This is a genomic window from Corynebacterium tuberculostearicum SK141 (genome assembly GCF_000175635.1).
In the GTDB taxonomy this organism is placed as follows: Bacteria; Actinomycetota; Actinomycetes; order Mycobacteriales; family Mycobacteriaceae; genus Corynebacterium; species Corynebacterium tuberculostearicum_C.
Window position 1 is genome coordinate 43,800 of record NZ_ACVP01000023.1, and the last position, 26,961, is coordinate 70,760.

Here is a 26,961-nt window from a genome sequence, read left to right on the forward strand (position 1 = left end):
ATATAAGAATACCGGCCACGACGCAGCGCCGTTAAGGCTTGCATCGGGACCGGATTCTCATTGTTTGAGCTCTAGTTTAGAGCTTGTCTGCCACCAGGTTGGTCAGGCGAACGAGCTGGGAGGTGTAGCCCCACTCGTTGTCGTACCAACCCAGAACCTTGACCAGGTTGCCGTTGGAGACCTTGGTCATGCCGGAGTCGAAGATGCAGCCGTGCGGGGAGGTAACAATGTCGGTGGAAACCAGCGGATCCTCGGTGTATGCGAGGGTGTCCTTGAGCTCGCCCTCAGCAGCTTCCTTCAGGGCGGCGTTGATTTCCTCGGCGGTGACATCGCGGGAAGCGGTGAAGGTCAGGTCGGTAGCGGAGCCGGTGATAACCGGAACGCGCATTGCGTAACCATCCAGCTTGCCGTCCAGCTCAGGCAGAACCAGGGATACGGCCTTAGCAGCGCCAGTGGAGGTAGGCACCATGTTTACTGCAGCGGCACGGGCGCGGCGCGGATCCTTGTGCGGAGCGTCCTGGATGCGCTGGTCGCCGGTGTAAGCGTGAACGGTGGTCATCAGGCCCTTTTCAATGCCGAACTTGTCATTGAGAACCTTTGCCATCGGTGCCAGGCAGTTAGTGGTGCAGGATGCCGCGGAGATGAGGTTGTGGTTTGCCGGATCATAGGTGTCAGAGTTGACGCCATAGACGAAAGTTGCGTCTACTTCCTTGCCCGGAGCGGAGATGATGACCTTCTTGGCGCCCGCCTCGAGGTGAGCCTTGGCATCGTTGCCGTTGGTGAAGCGGCCGGTGGACTCGATGACGAGGTCTACGTTGTACTCGCCCCACTTGAGCTGCTTCGGGTCCTTCTCTGCGGTTACCACGATGCGGTGGCCGTTAACAGTAATGGACTCATCGTCGTGAGTAATTTCGCCATCGAAGCGGCCCAGTACGGAGTCGTACTTCAGCAGGTTAGCCAGCGAGCCGTTGTCGGTCAGGTCGTTTACTGCAACAACTTCGAGGTTGTTGTCACCCTGAGCGACTGCACGGAAAAAGTTACGGCCGATGCGGCCAAAGCCATTGATACCTACGCGGATAGTCACTGTATATCTCCTCAAAGAGTCGAGTAAATGTGTGTACGGGTATTAGCGCGGGTCCTTCAATGAAGTCTGTGTTTGAGAAGCGCCCGAACGTTTTCCCTTACATTGCCAATACTACCGAGCGATTTTTGTCAGCGCAGGCTCCCAGCAACCTTGAGAACTAGTGGATGACAGACTTTCCAAAAGCGCGTACACTCTTTCCGATCCTTTTTATTTCCCACATACAAACCCGCTGGATAGGCCCGAACACGTGGGTTTGTGTTGGGTTTACAGCGTTACCGTGAGATATATCACTGCCACGCTTTAGTGATTGCGCCCGCCTCTGTCCGATCGGACATTTCGCAGCATTACTGCTGGCACCTAATAAGACGACCGTATTGTTTCCGTGACACCCACCGCACGATATGCTTTCTGTACTCACTGGCTCACAAAGCGTTTAAGGCAACCCTGCCTGCTCTAGCGCCACCGTTGGTCACCGTGAGAATGCTTCATGTGCCCGTAATCTCCTACGGGCAAGACCACCGTAGAAATCAAGGACTTCTCTTGTTCGAAATAAATACCTCTGCTGTGGGTGACAGCCTCGGGCTTACCGCCCTGGTGGCGATTCTCCCGCTCATTGCATTCTTTATCATGCTGCTAGGCGTAAAGGCACGCGCGCATACTTCTGGCGCCGTTGCCCTGGCAGTATCCCTCATTATTGCCATCGCCGGCTTCTCCATGCCGGTAGATATGGCTTTGTCCTCTGCCGTACGCGGCGGGCTGTTCGGGCTCCTGCCCATTGTCTGGGTCATCATTACTGCAATCTGGTTCTATGAAATCACCGTAGCTTCCGGGCGCTTCGAGGACCTGCGCAAGACCTTTGACCTTTTGGGTGACGGCGATATTCGCATCCAGGCTATCCTCATCGCCTTCTGTTTTGGCGGTTTGTTGGAGGCCCTCGCCGGTTTTGGTGCCCCCGTAGCCATTACCGCGACCATGGTCATGGCCCTCGGTGTGAAGCCACTGCGCGCGGCTACAGTAGTTCTGATTGCTAATACCGCTCCGGTTGCTTTTGGCGCGGTTGGCATCCCCGTAACCACCGCTGGCGAGGTAGCCGGTCGCAGCGCCGAGCAAACCCACGACATCGCAGCACTTATCTCCTTGCAGGTGCTGCTCATCGCCGCCATCGTGCCATTCCTCATCGCCTTCATCTTGGATGGCTTCCGCGGTGTCAAGGAAACTGCCCCGGCTGCTGCCGTGATTGGCATTTCCTTCGCGTTGACTCAGTGGTTGACCGCGACTTTCTTTGCGTACCAGCTCACCAACGTCATCGCCTGCATCGTCTCTTTGGGCTGTGCTTTCGCCTTCCTCCGGGTATGGAAGCCGAAGGGCGTCAAGGAGTTGCGCGAGCGTCTCGAGCTGCCTGCCGCTGAGTCCACCACCGACCTCAACGGACGCCGTATCTGGATGGCGCTGCTTCCCTACGCCGTAGTGACCGTGGTCTTTGCCGTGGCCACCGCCGCCCCAGCCATCTTCGGATTCCTCAAGCTCCACTTTGCCTGGCCTTTGCTTGATGACGCGATTGTCGACGCCGACGGCAAGCTCATGGATACCAGCTTCAGCTTCAATGTCTTTGGCAATCCAGGTACGCTCCTGCTGCTCTCGGGCATTATTGTTGCGGTTGTCTACCACTACTTCAATGAAAATGGCCGCTACAGCCTAAGCTTTGGGCAGCCGGTAAGCGCCTTTGGGGACGTAGTCAGCCGCATGAAGTTCTCGGCTCTTACCATCATCCTGGTGCTGGCCTTGGCCTATACGATGAACTACTCCGGCCAGACTATTGCTATTGGTGAGTTCGTCTCTTCTGCCGGCAGCATCTTTGCGCTCTTCGCCCCAGTCCTGGGCTGGATTGGTACCGCGGTTACTGGCTCCGATACGTCTGCTAATGCCCTCTTTGCCAACCTGCAGGTTGCAGCGGCAGAGCGAATCAGCGTGAATCCTGACCTCATGCTCGCGGCCAATACCGCAGGCGGCGTTGTGGGCAAGATGATCTCCCCGCAGTCCCTTGCAATTGCGGCTACCGCCGTCAATATGGAGGGCAAGGAATCAGTCATCCTGAAGAACGTAGTGGGCTACTCCGTGGCCTTCCTGGCCTTTGTATGCGTCATCGTGTTCTTGATGACCAACGTCCTAGGATTCCTCGTGCCCTAGTCTTTAACGCTTCTGGCTAGCCGGTTGCGCACCTGCTAGCCGGGAAGGCACTAAAAATCTCCCCGCAGCTGCGCCTACCGCTTTGGTAGCCGCACTGCGGGGAGTTCTTTTAATGTAGGTGATTCCGAGGGTCAGGATTCGTTGAAGAGGTCATCTGTAATCGCTTGATTGGTATCGGGAATATCAAGCTCTTCGGCTCGTTTATCGGCCATCGACAGCAAGCGGCGAATGCGCCCGGCTACTGCGTCCTTGGTCATGGGAGGCTCGGCCAAGCGGCCTAGCTCTTCGAGCGAAGCCTCGCGGTGCTGAACTCGCAAGCGGCCCGCGTCTGCCAAATGCTCAGGAACATCATCGCCTAGGATCTCCATGGCGCGGTCAACACGCGCTGCCGCGGTAACTGCAGCGCGAGCAGAGCGCCGAAGGTTGGCGTCATCAAAATTGTCCAGGCGCCGCGAGGTATCGTGCGCCTCCCGCTTAACGCGCTTCTTTTCCCAGCTCATTCGAGTCTCCTGAGCACCCATACGCGTAAGAAGCGCCCCGATAGCATCACCATCGCGTACAACGACGCGATCTTCGCCACGAGTCTCCTTCGTCTTCGCAGAGATACCAAGGCGGCGGGCGCAGCCCACCAGTGCCAACGCAGCCTCTTGGCACGGGCAGGTTACTTCCAGCGCGGAAGAGCGGCCTGGCTCCGTGAGGCTGCCATGGGCAAGGAAGGCTCCGCGCCATGCTGCTTCGCTATCGGCTACGGTGCCGGAGATGACCTGCGGCGGCAGCCCCACTACTGCATGGCCGGAGCGGGTGATAAGGCCCAGCCGACGGGTCAGCTCTTTCGCACCGGTGGAGATGCGAACCGTCACGCGAGTCTTCTTGGTGGTTCCTGCCGGGCCGGCGACATGGCTTTCGGCAGTGATGCCATAGAGGTCATCAAGAGCGTTGATGAAGCGCCGTGCAATAGCGTGGCTTTCTAGCTCTAGCTCATAGGACATGCTGTCGCCGGAAATATCTAGGTCGCCGGCGAAGCGCAACATCGCCGCCAGTTCGGCAGCGCGAGCGGACTGGCGTGGCACAACGACAGCCGTCAATTCTTCTTTGACCTGGTCGGTCAATGGTGTGGTCACCTAGTTCGCCCCATTTCTTTTCTCACAGTCACAAAGTTCGCATACCGGCCAGAGCCATCGCTCCCAGCCCAGTGCGGTGAAAGGATTTCTGACATCATACCGCGCGCGCCCAGTCGACGTGCAGTCGGTCAAGCGCGATCGGCCGCACGCTAGCCGGAAGAGTAGGCGCCAGTTCTAATCGCGAGCGCTGCGATAGTCCGAATATAGGTCCAGAAGTGCTGTAGACAGCTTTTCAGGGTCATGCTTATTGATGCTGCGACCATTGGCATCAACTTGGCTCACATCCGCGAAGGTAGCGCGAGCGCCTAGGGACTGCGCGGCGCGCTGAATATAGACGCGCTCACTATCGGTGGGTAAAGCCGCCTCGTCCACCAAAATGCGGTCAATCCGCAGATCGGGGGCGTGTTGAGCGAGCACATGCAAGTGGCGCTCCGCGGAGAAACCATTAGTCTCACCGGGCTCGGCCGAAAGGTTCAAAACAACAACGCGCAGCGCATCGGAAGCAGAAATCGCATCCACTACCTCCGGCACGAGAGTATGTGGCAATACCGAACTAAACCACGAGCCTGGACCGATGGTGATGAGATCCGCGCGCTGGATGGCATCGAGCGCATCCGGATTCGCGCTGGGCTGTTCGGGCACGATGCGCACGCGCCGCACCTGGCCCGGCGTGGAAGCGACGGCAACCTGGCCGCGGACTTGGCGCATGACACGGGGGTCGTCGTCAAGCCCGGCTACGTCCGCTTCAATCTCTAGGGCCTGGTTGACTACTGGGAATACCCGCCCCTGGGAATTGGTAAGTTCTGCGATGGTATCCAGGGCAGCTTGATAATCGCCGAGCACATCCGTCAATCCCGCAATCATCAGATTGCCCACCGCATGTCCTGCCATCGCGCCATTGCCACCGAAACGGTGTTGCAAAGTTCGCGCCCACAAGTCCCCCACTGGGTCACTATTAGCCAAGGCAGCCAGCGCCATGCGCAGGTCACCCGGTGGGATGATTTCCAGCTCGCGGCGCAAACGGCCAGAGGAGCCGCCATCATCCGCGACCGTAACAATGGCAGAAATATCGGCCGCCTCGCTAAAGCGTGCGGACAGAAGGGTTTGATAAAGTCCATGGCCGCCGCCAAGGCAGACCATGTGTGAAGGATTGGTCATAAAAGCGTTAAAACTCCTGTGCTCTAACCTCGAGCGATATCCCTATGTAAGGTGCTGACGTCTAAGGTGTCATTGTCCCGCAGGCGCGCCGCAATAGCCTCTGCGACGGCAACGGACCGGTGGTGACCGCCCGTGCAACCGACGCCAAGCGTGATGAAGTTCTTACCCTCATGGCGGTAGCCATCCAGCATGGTGGAAAACATCTGCAAGAAATTGTCTACGAATTCCTGCGCCGCTGGCTGCGAGAGCACATAGTGGGCAACTGGTTCATCCGTACCGCGGTATCCGCGCAGTTCTGGAACCCAATAGGGGTTGGGCAGGAACCGCACGTCTACTACTAAGTCAGCATCGCGGGGCGAGCCATTCTTAAATCCAAAGGATTCCACGGTGACATGCTGCTTTGCATTTTGCATCTCACCAAAGGCGGCCTCAATGGCACGGCGGAGATCATGAATGGATAGGTTGGTCGTATCGATAATGATATCCGCATGGGAACGCACTTCTGCCACTGCCTGGCGCTCGCGTTGGATTCCTACTTTGAGCGTGTCCCCCTCCTGCAAGGGGTGGGTGCGCCGCACCGAATCGAACCGGCGGATGAGTACATCATCGCGAGCATCCAAAAAGAGCACGGTGGGCTTCATATTTAGTTCCGTAAGCTCATCCATAATCTCCAACAGAGACCCTGGGAACATGCGCGAGCGCACATCCGTTACGGCTGCTACCTTGCCCACCGGAGTTTCCTCTTGGTTGCACAGCTTGAGCAGGTCAACAATGGCGCGAGGCGGAATATTGTGGGCCACGTAGTAGCCCTTGTCCTCAAACACTTTGGCAGCGGAACTCAACCCGCCGCCGGACATGCCGGTTATCAAAATGGGTGGAGTTTCGAAATGCGTCATGCCCAACATTCTAGCGCTTTAGGATTCGCTGCCTCTAGGAGAATTCCACTTAGTTGCCCGCAGAATCATGCAAACTCTCGTAGACGGTCTGGGCCAGTTTTGGACCAAAACCGTTGACCTCACAGATCTCTTCCACAGTGGCGGCCTTGAGCTTTTTCACCGAACCGAAATGCTTGACCAGATCGGTGCGCCGTTGCGGCCCCAATCCCGGCACGGAATCGAGAACCGAGGAACGCATCCGCTTAGAGCGCTGCTGCCGATGGTAAGTAATAGCGAAGCGGTGGGCTTCATCACGAATTTGCTGCAGGAGGAAGAGCGCTTGCGAGTTGCGCGGCAAAATCACCGGCTCATCATCGCCGGGAACCCAGATTTCCTCGAGGCGCTTGGCCAGGCCCACTAGGGTCACATCCACGATGCCTAACTCATCAAATACCTCTTGAGCCGCGGCCACCTGGGGCGCGCCGCCATCCACGATGAAAAGCTGCGGCGGGTACGCAAAGCGACGACCCGCTTCGGCAGATTCTTCCGCCACCTTCTCCTCTGCAAAGGAAGACTCTTCTACTTCCTCATCGGGATGGGCGAGCTTATCTTGCTTATGGCGCTTAAACCGACGGCGCGTGATCTCTGCGATAGAACCGACGTCATCCGACCGGCCATCGCCAGCCGCCTCCTTAATGCGGTAGCGCCTATAGTCCGACTTCTTGGGCAAACCATCTTCAAAGACCACTAGAGAAGCAACCACATCTGTGCCTTGAATGTGCGAGATATCGGTACATTCGATGCGTAATGGGGCTTGTTCCATGCCTAGGGCTTCTTGAATATCCTGCAAGGCCGCCGAGCGTGCGGTGAGGTCTCCTACCCGCTTGAGCTTATGTTGGCGCAATTGCTCCTTGGCGTTTTTCTCCACCGTGGCCATAAGCTGTTTTTTATCGCCGCGCTGAGGAACGCGCAGGTCTACTTGGGCGCCGCGCAGCTCCTCCAGCAGCGCGACGACCTGCTCCGGTTCATCCGGCAGGGCCTGAACCAAAATCTGGCGTGGAATAACCTGCACGCGGCGGGATTTCATGTGCGATTCTTGGTCCACCCCGCGCCGCTTCACGTCCGCGGCGAGCGCAGCATCTTCCCGCGCCTCTTGTTTCTCGCGCTCTACCGCATCGGAATAGAACTGGATGAGGAAATTTTGTACCAACGCGGGCAGCGCGGGATCAGGCTGCCCCTCTTCCAAGGGCTCTGAACTCGCCTGATCGCCGGCGCGTTCGACTACCCAACCGCGCTGACCGCGAATGCGCCCATCGCGAACGTGGAAAATCTGTACCGCTGCCTCAAGTTCATCCGAGTTAAAAGCAATGAGATCAGCATCCGTGCCGTCTGTAAAGACCACGGCTTGCTGTTCCATGATCTTGTCAATAGCGCCCAAGTCATCGCGCAGGCGCGCAGCGCGTTCGAACTCTAGGTTCTCGGCGGCCTGCTCCATGTCCTGGGTGAGTTTGCGGCGCACTGAACCGGTGTTGCCATTCATGAAGGACACGAGATCGTTGACCGTCTCGCGGTGGTCTTCTTTGCTTACTCGGCCAATGCAGGGTGCATCGCATTTGCCGATATAGCCCAATAGGCACGGACGCCCGAGCCGCTCATGCCGGTTATAAACGCCCTTCGAGCAGGTGCGCATGGGAAAGACGCGGGTAAGCAGGTCCAAGCTTTCCCGCACGGCCCAGGCATGAGAGTAGGGTCCGAAATAGCGCACTCCTTTGCGCCGCGGGCCGCGGTAGAAGAAGGCGCGAGGGACCGTCTCCCCGACCGAAACCGCGAGCATAGGATAGGTCTTATCGTCGCGGTACATGACGTTGAAGTGCGGATCAAAGCGCTTGATCCACGTGTACTCCAACTGCAAGGCTTCCACCTCGCTGGCAACTACCGTCCACTCCACCGAGTTGGCGGTAAGCACCATTTGGCGCGTGCGTGGGTGCAGTTGCGTGATGTCCTGAAAATAGTTGGACAGCCGAGCGCGCAGGTTCTTGGCTTTGCCCACGTAGATAACGCGGCGGTTTTCATCGCGGAACTTATAGACGCCCGGGTCGGTGGGGATGGTACCAGGAGCCGGGCGGTAGGTGGTGGGGTCAGCCAATTGTTAATCCTGAGGCATGTACTTGGCTTCCACGTCGCGGAAGCGGCGGACGTTGTCGATGACGGTGTCCTTATCGCCAGATTGCAACGCCCAGACGGGGACGAATTCGAATTCGGGCAGCTCAAGGCGTGCCATACGCTGGCCTACGGGGAAGGAAAGTCCGTAGACCACCTGCCACGGATAAAAGCGCGTGCCCACGATATTGCGGACCTCTACCCCATCCTCATTGGCGCGCAAGCGTGGACGGTTAAGAGCGATCCAGGACAGAACGGAAATCAGAACACCAACGCCAGGGAAGGCGAATTTATCGATGGTAGTCACGTGCGCACCGGTAAAGGACACATCCAAGGTGATTCCCATGAAGATATGGATGGCCATAACGAGGATCACCCAGGCGATAGCCACCTTGCGGAGGAAAGGCGAGGTTGCCGTAAACTCCCATGGCTTAGACGTGGTCTGGGCGAAGGGATCGGCACTGGTATAGGCCAATACTTCGGCGTCGCTAAGCTGGCGGCTGTGCTGCGGATTCTTTGGGGCCTGCGCCTCGTTCATGTGCATACTCCTTTGGGGCGCGCCCCGCCGGCCACCTTAGTGGTCAAGCATCGGGCGCTGACGCATTGCTAGCGGTTACTTCTGTGCTGCGTTTAGTGTACGCAACTGCAGCGCGGTATCTAAAGCTGCAATCATAGCTTCGGCGCCCTTGTTTTCTACCGAATCTGCAAAACCGGCACGGTCGATGGCTTGCTGCTGGTCGTTGACTGTCAGCACACCGTTAGCAACCGGGGTGGATTCATCGAGCGAGATGCGAGTCAGCGCCTGGGTGACAGAGTCGCATACGTAATCAAAGTGCGGGGTGCCGCCACGGATAACGCAGCCTAGCGCCACCACGGCATCGTAGGCACGGGCTGCTGCTTGGACCACAACGCCAAGTTCCAGCGCACCTACCACTCGGTATTCGTCAACCTCGGCCCCATTATCGGTTGCAGTCTGCACCGCCTGGGCATGGAGCTGGTCGCAGATTTCTGCGTTCCACGTAGCAGTAACCACGGCAACGCGCAGTCTACTGCCATCTACCTGGGCAATATCAGGCAGGCCTTCTTTACTCATCGCTATCCTTTCAATCGCACGTCAAAGATTTATTTATGTTCGGCGTCCCACTGGGCAACCTGCGGAAGGTCGTGTCCCATGCGGTCGCGCTTAGTACGCAAGTATTCAATATTATCCGCGTGTGCTGGGGTGGCCAGCGGCGTGTGGTGGCTGGCATCCACACCAAAGCCGCTCAGACCTTCGCCCTTATGCGGATTATTGGTCAAAAGGTTTGCGGATTCGATGCCGAGATCGCGAAGGATCTGCCCGGCCACGGAATACTCGCGGGCGTCCTCGGGCAGTCCCTGCTCTAGGTTGGCATCGACGGTGTCCATGCCCGAATCCTGCAGGCGGTACGCCTCCAACTTATGCAAAAGCCCGATGCCGCGTCCTTCCTGACCACGCAGGTAGATGACCACGCCGCGGCCTTCCTGGCTGATAAGGCGCATGGATTCATGCAGTTGGGGCCCGCAATCGCAGCGCCGTGAGCTAAAGGCATCACCGGTTAGGCATTCGGAATGGACGCGCACCATAACGTCGCGTGCGCCGCGCAGTTGGGCGGGATCCCCAGCGACCAGCGCAACGTGCTCCTGCCCGTCTACCTCATGGCGGTAACCGATGGCGGTGAAGTGACCATATTCGGTGGGTAGCTCAGTGGCAACCTGGCGGGTGACCTGCGTTTCATTATGGCGGCGCCACTCGATGAGCTGCGCGATAGAGATCATGGAGAGCCCATGTGTATCGGCAAAGCGGCGCAACTCTGGCGAGCGTGCCATATCCGTGGGGTCATCCTCGGAGACGATCTCGCACAGCACACCGGCCGGGCGCAGGCCCGCCAAACGGGCCAGATCAATGGAAGCCTCAGTATGGCCGTCGCGCTCCAGAACGCCACCTGGGCGGGCGCACAGCGGCACCACGTGACCTGGCCGGGTGAATTCGCCGGGCGTGGTGTTTGGGTCTGCCAGACGCCGGATGGTTTCTGCGCGCGAAGTCGCAGAAATACCGGTACTGCCCGTTGCTGCGTCCACGGTCACCGTATAGGCGGTGCCGCGCACATCCTGGTTGACCGCCAGCATCGGCGGAAGGTTCAGGCGGTTGCAATCGTCTGGCAATAAGGGTGCGCAGATATATCCAGAGGAATAGCGCACCATGAAGGCTACGAGTTCCGGGGTGGCTAGCTCCGCGGCGAAAATCAGATCGCCTTCATTTTCGCGATCCTCATCATCGATGACAACAACCGGCTTACCAGCGGCGATATCCGCGATGGCCTGGTCGATGGAATCTAGACGGATGGAATTATCACTCGCGCTCATAAGGTAGCAGTCTAGTCCTTAGCCTCAAGGGGTTGAGCTTCGGGGTGAAGCATCTTTTCTACATACTTGGCCAGCACATCCACCTCGAGATTTACCTCTCCTCCCACCGGCAAGGCGCCATGAATAGTATCGCGCAAAGTGGTGGGGATAAGGGATACCTCGAACCAGTCTGGGCCCACGGCGCTCACAGTCAGCGAGGTGCCGCTCACAGCAATGGAGCCCTTTTCCACGACGTATCGGGAAAGCTCCGACGGCAAGCTAAACCGCAGCACATCCCAGTTCTCGGAGTTAGTTCGGCTCTGCAGCGTAGCGGTGCCGTCCACGTGGCCTTGCATAATGTGCCCGCCCAGCCGGGTGGTGGGAAGCAGCGCCGGTTCGACATTGACCGGATCGCCCTCGGCAAGGCGCCCCAGGGCGGTGCGGTCAAGGGACTCCTGCATCACATCCGCACAAAAAGTATCGGCCGACAGATCCGCCACGGTAAGGCATACGCCGTTAATGGCAATGGAATCACCCAGTGCGGCCTCCGCAACGGTACGCGGGGCACGAATGCTCAAACGCAGCGCGTCTGCATGCGGTTCCATTGCCTCCACGGTGCCCAACTCTTGTACTAGCCCAGTAAACACGTCCAACCTTTCTCGCTCACTGCTTTGTCCAGCGCCTAGCGCACGTATTCAATAAGAACGTCATCACCCAGCGCCTTCATTCCCACCCGGCGGAAACGGGTGGCTTCTGCCAGCGTCTGGGTCACGGGGTGCGCGAGCACGCCGCGACCTTCGCCCAGCAAAAGTGGCGCAATATAGGCGGAGATGGCATCCACCAAGTCAGCCTTGAGAAAGCTGCTGGCCAGGCCTGCGCCTCCTTCCACGAGGACGTCGCGGGCACCGGTGGCGTAGAGTTCGTAGAGAGCTTCTTCGATGCTGTCGTACTGCTCGTACCCCAACTCGCGCAGGTGGCTTGCTGCATCGCCCGCCGATTCCAAATCACGCTTGCCAATGACCACCCGGCGGGGCTGGTGCGCGCGCAAGCTGCCGTCGCTCAAGCGCGCGGTGAGCGAGGGATTATCAGCCAGCGCCGTACCGGTACCTACCACGATGGCATCGCGGTGCGCCCTATCGGCATGCACCCAGTCACGCGCTGCCTCGCCCGTAATCCATTGGCTGGTTCCATCGGCCGCGGCCGTAAAACCGTCCAGCGTTTGCGCGAACTTCAAGGTGACGTGGGGCCGTTGGGTGCGCACGGCGAATAGCCATGGCACCAAAGCATCCTCGGCGTGCGGGGGCTTTTCTAGCTTGGCGACGTCCACTCCAGCCCCCGCCAGTACTTCTGCTCCACCCGCAGCCTGCGGGGTGGGATCGGCGTGGAGGTAGTACACGCGAGCCACGCCGGCATCGATAAGCGCCTGCGCACAGGGACCCGTGCGGCCGGTGTGCGCGCAGGGTTCCAAGGTGACCACGGCCGTGGCCCCGCGCGCCTTATCTCCGGCCTCACGCAACGCCATGACCTCGGCATGCGCACCTCCTACGGGCTGGGTGGCGCCGACGCCCACAATTTCCCCGGCTGGGGACACGATGACCGCGCCTACCGGTGGATTAGGGCTCGTGGTTCCGCGGACCTCAGCACCCGCGGCCATTGCGCGCAATAGCGCTGCGGAGATGTTGCTGTCTTGTAGCCCCGCGCCCATTAGGCACCAGCCGCCAGATCACGCAGCTGCTTCACGACGCCGGCGGGATCGTCCGACTTGAATACGGCTGAGCCTGCCACGAAAGCGTCGCAGCCCGCCTCGGCGGCTGCCCCGATGGTCTCGGGTGAAATACCGCCATCGATCTCGATGACGGTATCAAGGCCCTGATCATCAATGCTGCGGCGCAACTTACGGACCTTCTCCAGCATCTCCGGCATGAACTTTTGCCCACCGAAGCCAGGCTCCACAGACATCACGAGCACCTCATCGAAATGGTGCAGCTTATCTAACCACGGTTCGATGGCGGTGCCTGGCTTGATGGAAAAGGCCGCACGCACGCCCAAATCGCGGATGCGCTGGGCCAAGTCCACTGCCGCCTGGTCATCGGCGACGGCCTCCACGTGGAAGATAATCGTATGTGCGCCCGCCTTGGCATAGGTCTCCACCCACTTTTCGGGTTCCTCGATCATGAGGTGGACATCTAGTGGCTTATCGGTGCTGCGATGGACCGTGGCCGTGATATCTGGGCCGAAGGACAGGTTGGGCACAAAGTGCCCATCCATAATGTCCACATGGACCCAGTCTGCGGTATCAATCGCCGCTAGTTCCTCGCCCAAGCGAGAAAAATCGGCAGCCAGGATGGAAGGGGAAATGATCGGTGCGGACATGCCCACCAGTCTATCGCGATTAGTCGGCTGCGCGGCGAAGCGCCGCAAAGAACATGGCGTCGGTACCGTGCCGATGCGGCCACATCTGCACGGATTTCTCATGGCCCACATCGCCCATATCAGGAATGAGAGCATGTGCATCGAGTTCTTCGGCGCCGAGTTCGCGCACGGCGCGGTCAACGATGCCCCGGGTTTCGCGCAGATCTGGCGAACACGTGGAGTAGATAACCACACCACCTGGACGCACCAGGTTTAATGCGGAAGACAAGAGCTCGAATTGCAGCTGGTTGAGCTCAGCAATATCGGCCTCCGACTTGCGCCACCGCGCCTCTGGGCGGCGACGGAGCGCGCCAAGGCCGGAACAAGGGGCGTCGACAAGCACGCGGTCAAAGCCCTCTCCCACGCCGGGATTTCGGCCATCTGCCACACGAACGTCTACGGGCAAGTCGCTCACCGTCTTTTCAATCAGCGCCGCTCGGTGCGGAGATACCTCCACTGCATCAACATGCGCGGAGTCGATGCGGGCAAGCGCCCCCATCAAGGCCGCCTTTCCGCCGGGACCGGCGCAGAGATCCAGCCACCGGCCGGTGTCCTCGCCCTCGAGGGGCGCCTCGCATACCGCGCGGGCAATCAGCTGCGAACCCTCGTCCTGCACGGCCGCCAATCCTTGGCGCACGGGTTCCAATTGGCCGGGGTCACCGGATTCCATGTACACCGCATAAGGGGAATAACGCCCCTCCTCATTGCCGGTCATCAGGGCCAATTCCTCGGCCGAGATTTCCCCTGGGCGAGCCACCAGATGCACCGAAGGTCGATCCGAATCCGCCGCCAGGGCAGTCTCCAACTCCCCAAGGCCCAACACGCGGCTAAACGATTCCGCAATCCAGGTGGGGTGGGCATGCTTAAAGGCGATGCCGGCGATTTCCCCCTGTGGAGCGAGCTTGTCCAGCCAAGCCTTGGCCGGCGTCCGCGTAATGGTGCGCATGATGCCATTGGCAAAGCCTTTGGCCTTGACTTCACCGGCGGCTTCTACCAAACGAACGGTGGTATCAACCGCCGCGTGTGGCTCCACGCGGGTATAAAGAACCTGATAAGTGCCCAGGCGCAAGGCATCAACCACGGCGGGGGAAATGGCCTCGAGGCCGCGCGAAGAGCACTCCGCGATGACGGCATCAACTACGCCAAGGGTGCGCAGCGTGCCATAGGTGATTTCGGTGGCGAAGGCGGCGTCGCGCCCCTTGAGCTTTTGCTTGCGCAGTGCCTTGGGCAAAATGAGGTTAGCGAAGGCATCATCATCGCTTACCCTGCGCACCACGTCGAAGGCGACCGAACGCGGCGCATCCACGCCCGCGGCCAGCGCGGCCTGAATCAGACCGCCTTCCTGGCGCTTGCCGGGACGCTGGCCCTTAGCAGCCTGCCGGCCCCTATGCTGCCCACCGCGGCCGCCACGCTGCTGCCGTTGCGGGCGGCCACCGCGGCCCTTCGCACCAGTGGATTTGTGGGAGTCCTGCGGCTTGCCCGCCGGGGACTTATCCCCGGACTTGCTGCGGGAACGGAAACCACCACTCATTGAAACTTCACCTCGGCATCCTTGCCTAGTCCGCGGGCCCAATCGGCCGCATTCATCATCTTCTTTCCCGGAGGCTGGATTTTACCCAGCTGGACTGGCTGCGAACCGGTACCGATGAATACGGCTTTCTTGGCAATGTGCAGCTGCCCTGGTTCTAGTTCCTGTGGAACCGCCGCCTCTTCTATGCGGCTGACCGGTCCAATCTTCACGCGGGCCTCGTCCCACATGGTCCATGCACCCGGCCCAGGCGTGTGTGCGCGAATATGCCGATCGATGGCAAAGTCCGGTTGGGCCCACTCCACGCGTGCCTGCGCGGTAGAGATTTTCGGTGCATAGGTAGCCTCCCCCTGCTGCGGCTGCGCCTCCAGCTGTCCCGCCGCTAGGCCATCCATGGTGGCCACGAGCAGATCGCCGCCGGAATAGGCAAGGCGCGTCAACAGGTCATCGGCAGTATCGGTTCCTTTAATCTCCTCCGTCACGGTGCCGAGCACCGGGCCGGTATCAAGGCCCTCCTCAATGCGGAAGGTTGATGCGCCGGTCACGTCATCGCCTGCGGCAATGGCAGCCTGCACCGGGGCCGCGCCGCGCCATGCCGGAAGCAAGGAAAAGTGCAGGTTTACCCAGCCATGCTGTGGTAGTTCCAGCAGGTCCTTAGTCACCAGATTGCCGTAGGCCACCACCGGAATCGCCTCAGGCTGCAATTCCTTTAAGCGGGCGCGCAGCGCCTGCCCATCCTCCGAGTCAGGGCGCAGGGTGGTTGGGGTCAATACTTCAATGCCATGTTCTTGGGCGAGCGCCTTCACTGGGCTCGGGTGAAGAGTGCGGCCGCGGCCCTTCTTCGCGTCTGGGCGAGTGATTACCGCCACCACCTCGTGCGACGAGGCAAGCAGCTTTTCCAAGGCTACAACGGCTGGCTCAGGGGTACCGGCAAAAATAATCCGCATGCGGGGAAACTCTCCTCTTAATATCGTTCAAAATACTAGGCTACAACGCCGCAACGCTGCCGCCACAGCGAGTGGGCTACGAGGCGTTAAACCACTCGGATTCACGGATGGCGCGCATGGCCTCCTTGCGCACTGGCGCCTCTAGGCGTTGTAGGAAGAGCACCCCATCGAGGTGGTCGGTCTCATGCTGGATGCACCGAGCCATCAGTCCTGAGGCCACCATGGACACAGGGCGCCCCTCAATATCCTGGCCAGACACAAAAACCTGGTTGAACCGCGTGGTTTCCGCGCTAATTCCCGGAATGGATAGGCATCCTTCCGGGCCTGTTTGCTGCTGCTCTCCCACCGGAGTCCAGACCGGGTTAACAATCGCCCCGCGCAGCCCAGATTGGGTATGCGAGCAGTCATAGACAAAGATGCGCTTCAAAATCCCCACCTGATTAGCCGCTAGCCCTACTCCTCCGGCGTTATCCATGGTCTCGAGCATATCGCTCGCCAAAGCACGCAGACCGGCATCAAATTTACTAATTTCCTCCGCGCGGCTACCCAAGACTGGGTCGCCGTAGATACGCAGCTCTCGAAGGGACATGGCAATCACACCTTTCTCATGGCACCGAGACCAAGCCGGCCGGCGGTGGCGGCTTCCTCCGTCGAGACTAGCGCATGAGCACCTATGGTCCCGATATGGCTAACCCACGTGGATGGGGTCAACCACGATGCGCAAAGGCAGGTCATCCTTGCGGGCGCTGCGCGCGGCGTTGGCGCTGCGCAATGCCCGCCCCAATTGGGAACGCGGCCCCAGCGGGGTGCGCACGACCAGTCGCTGCGGTGGGCCAAAGCGCTGGCTATCGTAGTCACCAGGCAGGCTCTGCCCCGGTGGAAGGGGAACTGGGCCCAAGACCTCCGCGTGGTCTGGAAGATCCACAAGCTCGGCAAAGCCATCTAGGGATGCATCCGCACCGTCGATGGCAGCAAAATGCACCGCGGGTGGGAAGCGCACTTCGCGCCGGGCAGCAAGCTCTGCCGCGGCCGCGCCCACCATATCCCAACGCAGGAAATGCTGGACTACGGTGAGCGACTCATCGGCGGCCAGGATTACTCGACCACCCTTGAAATGCGGCTGCACCAAGGTAGCCGCCTGCGCCCACTTCGCTAGGGTATCCTCCGTGGCACGCAGGTCTTGCCGGTTGAGCAATGCCCCGGCATCCAAGAGCAACGCCGCGCCATAGGCACCATCTTTTACTTTCGGTTCCGCACCAGGGGTGGCAATCACCAGCGCCGGCGCATTGTCCACCGCATCGAGCACCTTGTTTCCGCCCGAGACCACCACCCGCGTATTGGGAAAGGCCCGGCCCATTTCTTCCGCAGTGCGCTCCGAGCCCAACACGATGGCCCGCAGGCGCGGAGACCCGCATTCGGTGCACCGATGCCGTGCCTCGATTCGGCCGCACCAGCGGCACGTAGGCATTCCTGCTTCTTCCGAGCCCGCGCTTGCCGACGCCCCCTTGGGCGGCAGCCCCAATGGCCCATTGCAATGCCGGCAGCGAGCCGGCGCTCGGCACTGGCCACAGGCCAAAATGGGTGCATACCCCTTGCGCGGTACCTGCACCAGCACCGGCTCTCCCCTATCCAGCGCCTGGTGGGCGGCTTGGAAGGCCTGTGCTTGCACTTTTGTGGTGCCGCCCCGCAGGTCGCGGGCGATCGATAGCCCAAAGGACCCGACCGCCTCGATAGCCGGGCAACGCGCCGTTATGGTTTGCTCTTTGGCCACCACATCGTGCGCCCATCCGGATTCCACGAGGAGCTGTGTCTCCGCCGTCCGCGAGTGGTTGGCCAAAACCATGCTGCAGCCTTCGAAGGCTGAGCGGGTGGTGAGCACTTCCCTCGCGTGAACATAGGGCTTGAGGTTGTCGACCAAATTATCATTGCCATCATCAAGGATCACCGCCAGCTGCAGGTCTTTGACCGGGGCAAAGGCAGCGGACCTGGTGCCAATGACCACGCGCGCTTGGCCCACTAGTGCAGAGAGATAGCGGCGATAGCGCGCCTGCGGGCCCATGCTATTAGTCAGCACCGTTATCTGCTTTGCCCCAAGTACCTGGCGCAGCGCGGCCTCTACAGCATCGACGCTCTTTTGGTCCGGGGCGACGAGGAGAACTCCGCCACCGCCAAGCGCCACTTTGGCAGCGAGGGCAGCGAGCGCATGTGCCCAATCATCGCCCGGGGCGATTTGCCAAGCGGCACGGGCGAGCTTGCCGGCCAGAATCGAATCGACGAAAGCCTCGCCATGTTGATAGGCCGACCAGCCTGATAGGTCGGGCTCGCTCGTGGTGCCGAGCTCCTCCCACGGGGTCTCTAAATCGGATTCCTCCGCCTTGGCGTGCCGCGGCGGGATAGCAGAGCGGATAATGTCCGAGCGCACGCCGCCGTAGCGGTCTGCCAGGGCGTCGACAAGCCGGGCCAGCTGCGGCGGATAAACCTGGAAGGGTGAGATAATGCGCTCGATAAAGCGCAGGTTGCCGCCAAATTCGGAGTCATGCCGGCGTTCTAAAACAATCGCGTCCACCAAGCGCCCATTGAAGCGGATGCGCACCTTAATCCCCGGTTGGGCGTCCTCCGAATCTGCCTCTTGTACGAGGTAATCAAATCCCCGGTCTAGGTGCGCGACGCCTAAAAGAGGCAACACCCGCGCAACCGGCTTCCGGGTGGCGGGTGTTTTCTTAGGCATAGGCCTCGATTCTACAGACCAGCGGCAGCACGCAATGCTTCCACTCGGTTCAACTGCTCCCACGGCAGCTCAACGTCGGTCCGTCCAAAGTGACCGTAGGCCGCAGTTTGCGCATAGATGGGGCGCAACAGATCGAGCTCGCGAATGATAGCGGCCGGGCGCAGGTCAAATACCTGATTTACCGCAGCCTGGATATTCGCATCGCTCAGGCCTTCCTTGGCAGTACCGAAGGTCTCCACGTACAGACCCACCGGCTTTGCGCGGCCGATTGCATAAGCCACCTGGACTTCAGCGCGATCTGCCAAGCCCGCGGCGACGATATTCTTAGCCACCCAGCGCATGGCATAAGCAGCGGAACGGTCCACCTTGCTCGGGTCCTTGCCAGAGAACGCGCCGCCGCCGTGGCGAGCCATGCCGCCGTAGGTATCGACGATGATCTTCCGGCCGGTAAGACCGGCATCTCCCATCGGACCGCCAAGGATGAAGGAACCGGAAGGGTTGACCAACAAGGTCGTGTCTTCGGTGTAGTACTTCTCCAAGCCGGCGTCCTTGATAACCCATTCAAGGACCTCACTGCGCAAGGGGCCTTCCAACCAAGCGCTATCGACCTCGGCATCGTGCTGCGTGGAAATCACCACGGTATCCAGGTGGGACGGCTCATTGTCATCGGTGTAGGCAAAGGTCACCTGGGTCTTGCCATCCGGACGGAGGTGATCGACGATGCTTTCCTTGCGTACCTGCGTCAGGCGGCGGGACAGGCGATGCGCCAAAGCGATGGGCAGTGGCATGTACTCAGCGGTCTCATTAGAGGCATAGCCGAACATCAGACCCTGGTCGCCTGCGCCAGCGGTATCGTTTTCGGCGTCATAGTCCTCGTCATGGGCGCGGGCTTCAGTGGAGTTGTCCACTCCGGCGCCAATTTCCTGGGACTGCTCGCCAATGGCGATATTCACGCCACAGGTGTTGCCATCAAAGCCGACTTCCGAAGAAGTAAAGCCGATGGACTTAAGGGTATCGCGCACCAGCGCCGGGATTTCCACGTATGCCTCGGTGCGAACCTCGCCCACCACGTGGACCTGGCCGGTGGTTACCAACGTCTCAACGGCCACGCGGGATGCTGGATCCTTTTCAAGCAGGGCATCAAGGATGGCGTCAGAAATGGCGTCACAAATCTTATCGGGATGGCCTTCTGTCACGGACTCGCTGGTAAAAAGACGAGTTGCCACTGCAGCGTTATCAGTCACAAAAACTTCCTTTGTTCTCACTGTTGATTCGATGCTGTGGGTTTTCTACGCCCAAGCCTAATACCTCGCAATCCTAGACCAAGCGGTCTATAAATGCAATTTTAGTTGTCTACACCTGAAACATTTCATTCACAGCCAAAAGAATCTGAGCGGCAACAACCTGCTTCGAGCCATGCTCCACGCGTTGTGGCGCGCAATCCGGACGCAAAATCCACCCTTCATTGGACTTTTGACCAAAGGTTTTTCCTCGCCCGACCTCATTGGCCATGAGCACGTCGCAGCCCTTACGCGCAAACTTTTCCTGGGCATAGTCCAAGGCGGACTTCTGGGCATCGCCAGTTTCGGCGGCGAACCCTACAATCACGCACTCGGCAGGAATTTCCGAGCGCTCGCGCGCAGCGACGAGCCCTTTGAGCACATCCGGGTTTTCCACCAGATGGAGCGTCGAGAGTGCATCGTCTGCCTGTCCCTTCTTCATCTTTGATTCGGCAACCTGCGCGGGACGGAAGTCAGAGACTGCAGCGGCCATGATCACCACATCCGCATCGCGGGACTCCTCGCGCATGGCGTCCTCCAACTCACGGGTGGAGACAATGTGCCGGAGCTTCGCGCCGCTCGGCACAGGAAGTTGTGCTGTATTACCCGCCACGAGGGTGACCTTGGACCCCATCTGGGCGGCCCATTCCGCGAGTGCAAATCCCTGCCTGCCGGAAGAACGATTACCCAAGTAGCGGACCGGATCCAGCTCTTCCTGGGTGCCGCCGGCTGATATGACGACCTTCTTGCCCTGCCAGGTGTGTTGCACTCGGTAGCCCGCCAGTTCAGTACGGACAATCTCCGCAATCTGTTCCGGCTCCGGCAAACGACCCGGGCCAGAATCTTTGCCGGTTAGGCGGCCATGGGCGGGCTCGATGACGGTGATACCGCGACGTCGCAAAGTAGCCACGTTGTCCTGCGTAGCGGGGTTATGCCACATCTCAGTGTGCATGGCCGGGGCCACAATAACCGGGCACGTCGCGACCAATACGGTGGCTGTGAGCAAATCGTCGGCTCGGCCTGCAGCCAACCGCGCGATAAGGTCTGCGGTGGCGGGCGCAATGACCACTGCATCCGCATGCTGCCCTACGTTGACGTGCTGTACCTCATCCACGGCCTCAAACACACTCGTGGAGACTGGATGGCCGGATAGAGCCTCAAACGTAGCCGCGCCCACGAAGTTCAGTGCACTTTCCGTGGGGACAACGCGGACATCATCGCCCGCTTCCCTGAGATTGCGCACAAGGTGGCACGCCTTGTAGGCGGCGATGCCGCCAGCGACGCCCAGAACAATATTGCGAGAGGTATCTTTATCAGTCACACCGCACGATGGTACCTGCCGACATAGAGAAAGGCTCCACCCGCCGCGACCAAGAGGTGCACCCCAAACCGGGGATACACGTCTGTGGCGGCGCGTGGAGCCTTAAAGCTATTACACGCTTAGTGCTAGCTACTTGCCTTCCTCGTGGTCAAGCAAGCCAGCATCAATCTCGCGCAATGCGATGGACAAAGGCTTTTCGCCTGGCTCTGGGGTAACCAGCGGGCCTACGAACTCGAAGACACCTTCATCCTGCTCTTGGTAGTAGCTATTGATCTGGCGTGCGCGCTTAGCGGCAAAGATGACCAAAGCGTACTTAGAGGAAACCTTATCCAAAAGCTCATCGATCGGGGGATCAGTAATGCCGATCGGATCATCAAATACTGGCTCCGCCTTTGCGGCTTCAGTGTTAGAAGGGGTGGTCACGTTAGTCACATGCACCTTTACATTGATTGAAGATGGTCAAAAAGGAGGTCTATGCCCGCAGGATATCACTAATGGCAGCTACTGCCTCGTCCAAATCCTCGTTCACAACGACGTGATCGAACTCGTCCTGTGCGGCTAGTTCCTCATGCGCAGTTTGCAACCTACGGTCAATGACGTCTTGTGGCTCGGTACCGCGGCCGGTGAGCCGCTCCACAAGTACCTCCCATGACGGGGGTGCCAAAAAGACCAGGTCTGCCTCCGGCAGCGCTTTCTTAACACTCCGAGCACCCGCGAGGTCAACCTCAACAAGTACTGGGCGGCCAGCGGCCAAAGCTTCCTCTACCGGCTGGGCGGGCGTTCCAGAGCGCTGCAATCCGCCGTGGATATCAGCCCATTCGAGCATCTCCCCGGCATCGATTCGCTGCTGGAAGGCTTCTGGGGTGACGAAGAAGTAGTCGACACCGTCCTGCTCCCCGGGGCGGGGCTGGCGCGTGGTCATAGACACGCTGAAGTACAGCCCCTCGACGTCACTGCGCAGACGCGAAACTACGGTGGATTTTCCCACTGCGGAAGGCCCCGCCAATACGACGAGGCGCCCGCGTGCAGTTGCGTCAGCCATGGTTGTGACTATTCGCCGTAGCCGAAACGCTCGAGGAGAGCACGACGCTGACGCTCACCTAGGCCGCGCAGACGGCGGGTCTGAGCAATCTCCAGGTCCTCCATGATTTCCTTAGCCTTGACCTTGCCAACCTTCGGCAGAGCCTCGAGGAGTGCAGAAACCTTGGTCTTGCCGATGATCTCATCGGTCTCAGCCTTTTCGAGCACGTCCTTCAGGTCGGTCTCGCCGCGCTTGAGCGCAGCCTTGAGCTCGGCGCGAGCCTTTCGGGCCTCAGCGGCCTTTGCGAGAGCTTCCTTGCGCTGCTCATCAGTCAACTTTGGAAGGGCCACGGGTTTCCTCCGATTCATTAGATTGATTCTGTTACGTCTAGTACTTGGTACCAGATTACGGCTGCCTAACGCAGTTTATACACCGCGGAAAGTCATCAATAACCTTCGAGCAAACCGACTTCTGGCAATCCTAGCACTGCTCATTGAACGGTGACGATTAGCGGGTCCAAAAGCACGCCTATTTTAGCACGTCACCGCACATACCTTAAACAAAGTACCAGGTAAACGGCGCGGCCGTTAATCAGCCACGCCGCCCCTTTTAGTCCCGGAACTCGGCCGCCACCTGAGCAACCGCTTTGCGCAGGTCAGCGACGTCAGGCCCCTGCTCCAGCACTGCTCGAGACACATTGGCGAATCCCAGCGATGGACGAGCAGAAACAATGCCGTGCACCTGCTCTGGGCCGGCGCCCTGAGCGCCAACACCGGGCAGAAGAACCGGTCCATTGAGCGCATCGAGGCGCGGTGGATTGTCCAACGTAGCGCCGACGACTACGCCGACATCGCCAGGCTTGTTAGCCTTCTGCGCCTCGACATTGAACGCGGCGCATTCATCGACGACGCCCTGAGCGATAGTGCTTTCCTCGCCCACCGGGACCGACTGGATGGCACGTGCCTCCGGGTTGGAGGTAGCCGCCAAGACGAATACACCGCGGCCGGTTTCTTCGGCCTTGGTGAATACCGGCCCGAGTGCACCAACGCCTAGATAGGGCGACACGGTCACAGAGTCTGCGCGCAGCGGCGAACTATCGCCGAGCCATGCGTCTGCGTAGCCGGCCATAGTGGAGCCAATATCGCCGCGCTTGGCATCGGCCACAGTTAGGCAGCCCGCTTCGCGCAGGGCGGCCAGAACGTCTTCGAGGACCGCAAAACCCTGGGAGCCAAAGCGCTCAAAGAAAGCAACCTGTGGCTTTACCAAGGCAGCGGTATCGCTAAAGGCTTCAACGCAGCGCATGCTAAAGGTCCGCAAACCATCAGCGGTGGGCTCCAGCCCCCACTTCTCCAAGAGATATGGGTGTGGGTCGATGCCGACGCACAGACGCCCACGTTCCTGACCGGCTTCTTCTAGCCGCTCGCCAAATCCTTTAGTGCTGTGGGCCATGCTCAAGCTCCTGGAGTGCGCGTACCTGGAGGTTGCCAATGCGCATCGCTTCGATGCCCTGGACAGCCGCGGTTACACCCTGCACGGTGGTCACCAGCGGAATCTCCATGTGGACAGCCGCGGCGCGGATATCGTAGCCGTCGTGGCGGGCACCGGCGGAGCCGGCCGGGGTATTGAGAATCCAGTCGATCTCGCCGTTGAAAATCTTATCCACGATGGACTCTTCGCCTTCCTTGGCCTCAGAGACCTTGGCGGCAACCTCGCACTCGATACCGTTGCGGCGCAGCATCTGGGCGGTGCCGGCGGTAGCGACGATGTTGTAGCCCATGTTGGCCAGGCGCTGAATCGGGAAGATCAGGGTGCGCTTGTCGCGGTTGGCAACAGAAACGAAGACGGTGCCCTCCGTGGGCGGCACGGCGAAGGCTGCAATTTCGCCCTTGGCATAGGCCGCGCCAAAGTTGGTAGCCAAGCCCATGACCTCACCGGTGGATTTCATCTCTGGCGAGAGCAACGTATCGAGCAGGCTGCCATCAGGGCGGCGGAAGCGGTTGAATGGCAAGACTGCTTCCTTGACGGCAATCGGGTGCTCCAGCGGCAAAGAGCCACCGTCGTATTCGGAAGGAATCATGCCTTCGGCGCGCAGGTCGGCGATGCTCGAGCCCATCATGACGCGAGAAGCTGCCTTAGCCAGTGGTACGCCGGTGGCCTTGGAGACGAACGGCACGGTACGGGAAGCACGTGGGTTGGCCTCAATGACGTAGAGGATGTCATCCTTCAAGGCGAACTGGACGTTCATCAGGCCCTTGACGCCAATGCCCTCGGCGAGCAAGCGGGTAGACGTGCGGACCTTTTCAATGTCCTCGGGTCCGAGCGTCATCGGTGGCAGCGCACAGGAGGAGTCACCGGAGTGAATACCGGCCTCCTCGATGTGCTCCATGACGCCGCCCAGGTAGACCTCGTTGCCGTCGCACAGTGCATCAACGTCAATCTCGATGGCGGAATCCAGGAAGCGGTCCACCAGAACCGGGTGGTCCGGAGACAGCTCGGTGGCACGCTCAATGTAGTCTTCCAGCGCCTTTTCGTCGTAGACGATTTCCATACCGCGGCCGCCCAGCACGTAGGACGGACGAACCAGTACTGGGTAGCCGATGGAGGAAGCAACCTCGCGGGCCTCCGCGAAGGAGGTGGCGGTGCCGTATTCCGGAGCTGCCAATTCTGCCTCATCGAGGACCTTGCCGAATTCGCCGCGGTCCTCGGCGGAGTCGATAGCTGCAGGGCTGGTGCCCACGACCGGAACGCCTGCCTCCTCCAAGCGAGCGGCAAGGCCCAGCGGCGTCTGGCCACCCAGCTGGACAATCACGCCAGCAACGTCACCGGAAGCGGCCTCCGCGTGGTAGACCTCCATTACGTCCTCAAAGGTCAGCGGCTCGAAGTAGAGGCGGTCTGCGGTGTCATAGTCGGTGGAGACGGTCTCCGGGTTGCAGTTGACCATGACGGTCTCATAGCCCTGCTCCGAAAGCTCAAGGGCCGCGTGAACGCAGGAGTAGTCGAACTCAATACCTTGACCAATGCGGTTAGGACCGGAGCCCAAAATGATGACCTTGCCCTTGGAGCCTTCCGGTGCCGGGCGAACCTCGGTCTCGGCATCCGGGTCGAGCTCATAGGAGCTGTAGTGGTACGGGGTCTGGGCCTCGAACTCGCCGGCACAGGTATCTACGGTCTTGTACACGGGGCGGATGCCCATGCGCCAGCGCAGGCTGCGTACGCCATCCTCGCCGTTGAATTCGGGGCGAAGGGCGGCAATCTGGGCGTCGGAAAGCCCAAAGACCTTGGCCTCGCGCAGCAGCTCCTCGGTGAGCACTGGGGCGTCGATAAGCTCCTGGCGGAAGGCCACCAACGTGGCCAGCTCAGCGATGAACCAGGGGTCAACGCCGGAAGCTTCGTGGACCTCGTCGATTGAAGCGCCAAGGCGAAGGGCCAGCTCGATGTCGTACATGCGGCCCTCGGTCGGGCGCTCCAGATCCTTGAGCACGGCCTGCAGGTCAGTAGCACGCTCGCCCGCGAAGTACTCATCCGGCTTGGTCCAGAAGCCATTGGGCTTGTTTTCCAAAGAACGCATGACCTTGTTCAGGCCCGCGATATAGTTACGGCCGATGCCCATGGCCTCGCCCACGGACTTCATGGTGGTGGTCAAGGTGTCATCGGCACCCGGGAACTTCTCAAAAGCAAAGCGTGGGGCCTTGACAATGACGTAGTCCAGGGTCGGTTCGAAGGCTGCCTTGGTCTCGCCGGTGATGTCGTTTTGCACCTCGTCCAAGGTGTAGCCAATGGCGAGCTTGGCCGCCAGCTTGGCAATCGGGAAACCGGTGGCCTTGGAGGCCAGCGCGGAGGAACGGGACACGCGCGGGTTCATCTCGATGACGATGATGCGGCCGTCTTCCGGGTTAACCGCGAACTGAATATTACAGCCGCCAGTATCGACGCCGACCTCGCGGATGATGGCAATGCCCAAGTCACGCATCTTCTGGAACTCACGGTCAGTAAGCGTCAGCGCCGGGGCGACGGTGACGGAATCGCCGGTGTGCACGCCTAGGGCGTCGACGTTTTCGATGGAGGCAACGACCACGACGTTGTCATCGCCATCGCGCATGAGCTCGAGCTCGTATTCCTTCCAGCCCAGGATGGATTCCTCAATGAGCACGTTGGCCTCAGGGGATGCAGCCAAGCCGCCGCCGGCGATGCGGTCCAAATCCTCATTATTGAAGGCCAGACCGGAGCCCAAGCCACCCATGGTGAAGGAGGGGCGGACAACAACGGGCAGGCCGAGCTTGTCGACGGTCTCGTGAACCTCATCCATGTTGTGGCACACAGCGGAGCGGGCGGACTCACCGCCGATGGAGGCGACGATGTCCTTAAACTTCTGGCGGTCCTCGCCGCGCTCGATGGCGTCAATATCTGCGCCGATGAGCTCGATGCCGTACTTGTCCAGAATTCCCTGGCGGTCAAGCTGAACTGCTGCGTTCAGCGCGGTCTGGCCGCCCAAGGTAGCCAGCACGGCGTCGATGGGGTTGCCCTCTTCGCGCTCCTTGACCAGAATCTTTTCGATGTATTCCGGCTCGATAGGCTCGACGTAGGTGTGATCCGCAAACTCAGGGTCGGTCATGATGGTGGCCGGGTTGGAGTTGACCAGAGTTACGCGCAGGCCCTCCTCCTTGAGCACGCGGCAGGCCTGGGTACCGGAGTAGTCGAACTCGCAAGCCTGGCCGATGACGATTGGGCCGGAGCCGATGACCAGGACGTGGTTGATGTCGTTGCGCTTTGGCATA

At 60.1% G+C, this 26,961-nt stretch carries 23 protein-coding genes; 1 reads left to right on the forward strand and 22 read right to left on the reverse strand.

All coding sequences use genetic code 11. The annotated features are described in order from the left end of the window. Window positions 1–76: 76 nt before the first annotated feature. Entirely contained in the window at window positions 77–1,084 is a 1,008-nt protein-coding gene (gene gap, locus CORTU0001_RS06695; RefSeq protein WP_005328420.1) for a type I glyceraldehyde-3-phosphate dehydrogenase, read from the reverse strand. Window positions 1,085–1,624: 540 nt separating this feature from the next. Between gap and CORTU0001_RS06700 the strand changes: the two genes are divergently transcribed. Then, complete coding sequence (locus CORTU0001_RS06700) at window positions 1,625–3,271, forward strand: L-lactate permease (RefSeq protein WP_005328423.1); 1,647 nt, start codon at window positions 1,625–1,627, stop codon at window positions 3,269–3,271. A gap of 131 nt (window positions 3,272–3,402) precedes the next feature. Here the strand turns inward: CORTU0001_RS06700 and whiA are convergent, their stop codons facing one another. From whiA to carB, 21 genes are all read right to left on the reverse strand, one after another. After that, on the reverse strand, window positions 3,403–4,392 hold the full coding sequence (whiA, locus tag CORTU0001_RS06705; RefSeq protein ID WP_005324866.1) for a DNA-binding protein WhiA: 990 nt from the start codon (window positions 4,390–4,392) through the stop codon (window positions 3,403–3,405). Window positions 4,393–4,566: 174 nt separating this feature from the next. Continuing rightward, the gene (locus CORTU0001_RS06710; protein WP_005324869.1) at window positions 4,567–5,550 is read right to left on the reverse strand and encodes a gluconeogenesis factor YvcK family protein; all 984 of its coding nucleotides are present in this window, start codon (window positions 5,548–5,550) and stop codon (window positions 4,567–4,569) included. Window positions 5,551–5,573: 23 nt separating this feature from the next. Beyond that, complete coding sequence (gene rapZ / locus CORTU0001_RS06715; RefSeq protein ID WP_034668409.1) at window positions 5,574–6,455, reverse strand: RNase adapter RapZ; 882 nt, start codon at window positions 6,453–6,455, stop codon at window positions 5,574–5,576. A 40-nt stretch (window positions 6,456–6,495) separates the two neighbouring features. After that, window positions 6,496–8,571 (reverse strand): excinuclease ABC subunit UvrC, encoded by a 2,076-nt coding sequence (gene uvrC / locus CORTU0001_RS06720; RefSeq protein WP_005328428.1) that lies wholly within the window; start codon window positions 8,569–8,571, stop codon window positions 6,496–6,498. Between the two features lie 3 nt (window positions 8,572–8,574). After that, window positions 8,575–9,123, reverse strand: coding sequence for a PH domain-containing protein (locus CORTU0001_RS06725; protein ID WP_005328429.1), 549 nt, complete (start codon window positions 9,121–9,123; stop codon window positions 8,575–8,577). Window positions 9,124–9,198: 75 nt separating this feature from the next. Continuing rightward, window positions 9,199–9,678: a 6,7-dimethyl-8-ribityllumazine synthase gene (gene ribH, locus CORTU0001_RS06730; RefSeq protein ID WP_005328431.1), complete on the reverse strand. Its 480-nt coding sequence runs from the start codon at window positions 9,676–9,678 to the stop codon at window positions 9,199–9,201. Window positions 9,679–9,707: 29 nt separating this feature from the next. Further along, the gene (locus CORTU0001_RS06735; RefSeq protein WP_005328433.1) at window positions 9,708–10,970 is read right to left on the reverse strand and encodes a bifunctional 3,4-dihydroxy-2-butanone-4-phosphate synthase/GTP cyclohydrolase II; all 1,263 of its coding nucleotides are present in this window, start codon (window positions 10,968–10,970) and stop codon (window positions 9,708–9,710) included. 11 nt (window positions 10,971–10,981) lie between these two features. Beyond that, entirely contained in the window at window positions 10,982–11,596 is a 615-nt protein-coding gene (locus CORTU0001_RS06740) for a riboflavin synthase (RefSeq protein ID WP_005328435.1), read from the reverse strand. A gap of 35 nt (window positions 11,597–11,631) precedes the next feature. After that, window positions 11,632–12,654: a bifunctional diaminohydroxyphosphoribosylaminopyrimidine deaminase/5-amino-6-(5-phosphoribosylamino)uracil reductase RibD gene (gene ribD, locus CORTU0001_RS06745; protein ID WP_005328444.1), complete on the reverse strand. Its 1,023-nt coding sequence runs from the start codon at window positions 12,652–12,654 to the stop codon at window positions 11,632–11,634. Then, on the reverse strand, window positions 12,654–13,322 hold the full coding sequence (gene rpe, locus CORTU0001_RS06750) for a ribulose-phosphate 3-epimerase (RefSeq protein WP_005324881.1): 669 nt from the start codon (window positions 13,320–13,322) through the stop codon (window positions 12,654–12,656). The genes ribD and rpe overlap by 1 nt, the downstream gene beginning before the upstream one ends. 19 nt (window positions 13,323–13,341) lie before the next feature. After that, window positions 13,342–14,892 (reverse strand): RsmB/NOP family class I SAM-dependent RNA methyltransferase, encoded by a 1,551-nt coding sequence (locus CORTU0001_RS06755; protein WP_005328447.1) that lies wholly within the window; start codon window positions 14,890–14,892, stop codon window positions 13,342–13,344. Continuing rightward, window positions 14,889–15,836 carry a methionyl-tRNA formyltransferase gene (fmt, locus tag CORTU0001_RS06760; RefSeq protein WP_005328449.1) on the reverse strand — a complete coding sequence of 316 codons (948 nt, stop codon included), beginning with the start codon at window positions 15,834–15,836 and terminating at the stop codon, window positions 14,889–14,891. The genes CORTU0001_RS06755 and fmt overlap by 4 nt, the downstream gene beginning before the upstream one ends. Window positions 15,837–15,912: 76 nt before the next feature. Next, entirely contained in the window at window positions 15,913–16,425 is a 513-nt protein-coding gene (gene def / locus CORTU0001_RS06765; protein WP_005328451.1) for a peptide deformylase, read from the reverse strand. A gap of 99 nt (window positions 16,426–16,524) precedes the next feature. Further along, window positions 16,525–18,564, reverse strand: coding sequence for a primosomal protein N' (locus CORTU0001_RS06770; RefSeq protein WP_005328452.1), 2,040 nt, complete (start codon window positions 18,562–18,564; stop codon window positions 16,525–16,527). A gap of 11 nt (window positions 18,565–18,575) precedes the next feature. Next, complete coding sequence (metK, locus tag CORTU0001_RS06775; RefSeq protein ID WP_005328454.1) at window positions 18,576–19,808, reverse strand: methionine adenosyltransferase; 1,233 nt, start codon at window positions 19,806–19,808, stop codon at window positions 18,576–18,578. Window positions 19,809–19,917: 109 nt separating this feature from the next. Then, window positions 19,918–21,165, reverse strand: a complete 1,248-nt coding sequence (coaBC, locus tag CORTU0001_RS06780) for a bifunctional phosphopantothenoylcysteine decarboxylase/phosphopantothenate--cysteine ligase CoaBC (RefSeq protein ID WP_005328455.1) — start codon at window positions 21,163–21,165, stop codon at window positions 19,918–19,920. Window positions 21,166–21,294: 129 nt separating this feature from the next. Continuing rightward, the gene (gene rpoZ / locus CORTU0001_RS06785) at window positions 21,295–21,597 is read right to left on the reverse strand and encodes a DNA-directed RNA polymerase subunit omega (RefSeq protein WP_005324891.1); all 303 of its coding nucleotides are present in this window, start codon (window positions 21,595–21,597) and stop codon (window positions 21,295–21,297) included. 40 nt (window positions 21,598–21,637) lie between these two features. Next, complete coding sequence (gmk, locus tag CORTU0001_RS06790; protein ID WP_005328458.1) at window positions 21,638–22,207, reverse strand: guanylate kinase; 570 nt, start codon at window positions 22,205–22,207, stop codon at window positions 21,638–21,640. Between the two features lie 8 nt (window positions 22,208–22,215). Next, on the reverse strand, window positions 22,216–22,536 hold the full coding sequence (gene mihF / locus CORTU0001_RS06795) for an integration host factor, actinobacterial type (RefSeq protein WP_005328460.1): 321 nt from the start codon (window positions 22,534–22,536) through the stop codon (window positions 22,216–22,218). Window positions 22,537–22,795: 259 nt separating this feature from the next. Then, entirely contained in the window at window positions 22,796–23,635 is an 840-nt protein-coding gene (gene pyrF, locus CORTU0001_RS06800) for an orotidine-5'-phosphate decarboxylase (RefSeq protein WP_005328462.1), read from the reverse strand. Continuing rightward, the gene (gene carB / locus CORTU0001_RS06805) at window positions 23,619–26,960 is read right to left on the reverse strand and encodes a carbamoyl-phosphate synthase large subunit (protein WP_005328465.1); all 3,342 of its coding nucleotides are present in this window, start codon (window positions 26,958–26,960) and stop codon (window positions 23,619–23,621) included. The genes pyrF and carB overlap by 17 nt, the downstream gene beginning before the upstream one ends. Window position 26,961 lies beyond the last annotated feature (1 nt).

Coding starts and splice junctions, on each gene's coding strand:
- CORTU0001_RS06710 (WP_005324869.1), bottom strand. CDS start 5,550: ATGACCAATCCTTCACACATGGTCTGCCTTGGCGGCGGCCATGGACTT.
- rapZ (WP_034668409.1), bottom strand. CDS start 6,455: ATGTTGGGCATGACGCATTTCGAAACTCCACCCATTTTGATAACCGGC.
- CORTU0001_RS06725 (WP_005328429.1), bottom strand. CDS start 9,123: ATGAACGAGGCGCAGGCCCCAAAGAATCCGCAGCACAGCCGCCAGCTT.
- ribH (WP_005328431.1), bottom strand. CDS start 9,678: ATGAGTAAAGAAGGCCTGCCTGATATTGCCCAGGTAGATGGCAGTAGA.
- CORTU0001_RS06735 (WP_005328433.1), bottom strand. CDS start 10,970: ATGAGCGCGAGTGATAATTCCATCCGTCTAGATTCCATCGACCAGGCC.
- ribD (WP_005328444.1), bottom strand. CDS start 12,654: ATGGGCGCGGGGCTACAAGACAGCAACATCTCCGCAGCGCTATTGCGC.
- rpe (WP_005324881.1), bottom strand. CDS start 13,322: ATGTCCGCACCGATCATTTCCCCTTCCATCCTGGCTGCCGATTTTTCT.
- CORTU0001_RS06755 (WP_005328447.1), bottom strand. CDS start 14,892: ATGAGTGGTGGTTTCCGTTCCCGCAGCAAGTCCGGGGATAAGTCCCCG.
- fmt (WP_005328449.1), bottom strand. CDS start 15,836: ATGCGGATTATTTTTGCCGGTACCCCTGAGCCAGCCGTTGTAGCCTTG.
- def (WP_005328451.1), bottom strand. CDS start 16,425: ATGTCCCTTCGAGAGCTGCGTATCTACGGCGACCCAGTCTTGGGTAGC.
- CORTU0001_RS06770 (WP_005328452.1), bottom strand. CDS start 18,564: ATGCCTAAGAAAACACCCGCCACCCGGAAGCCGGTTGCGCGGGTGTTG.
- gmk (WP_005328458.1), bottom strand. CDS start 22,207: ATGGCTGACGCAACTGCACGCGGGCGCCTCGTCGTATTGGCGGGGCCT.
- pyrF (WP_005328462.1), bottom strand. CDS start 23,635: ATGGCCCACAGCACTAAAGGATTTGGCGAGCGGCTAGAAGAAGCCGGT.
- carB (WP_005328465.1), bottom strand. CDS start 26,960: ATGCCAAAGCGCAACGACATCAACCACGTCCTGGTCATCGGCTCCGGC.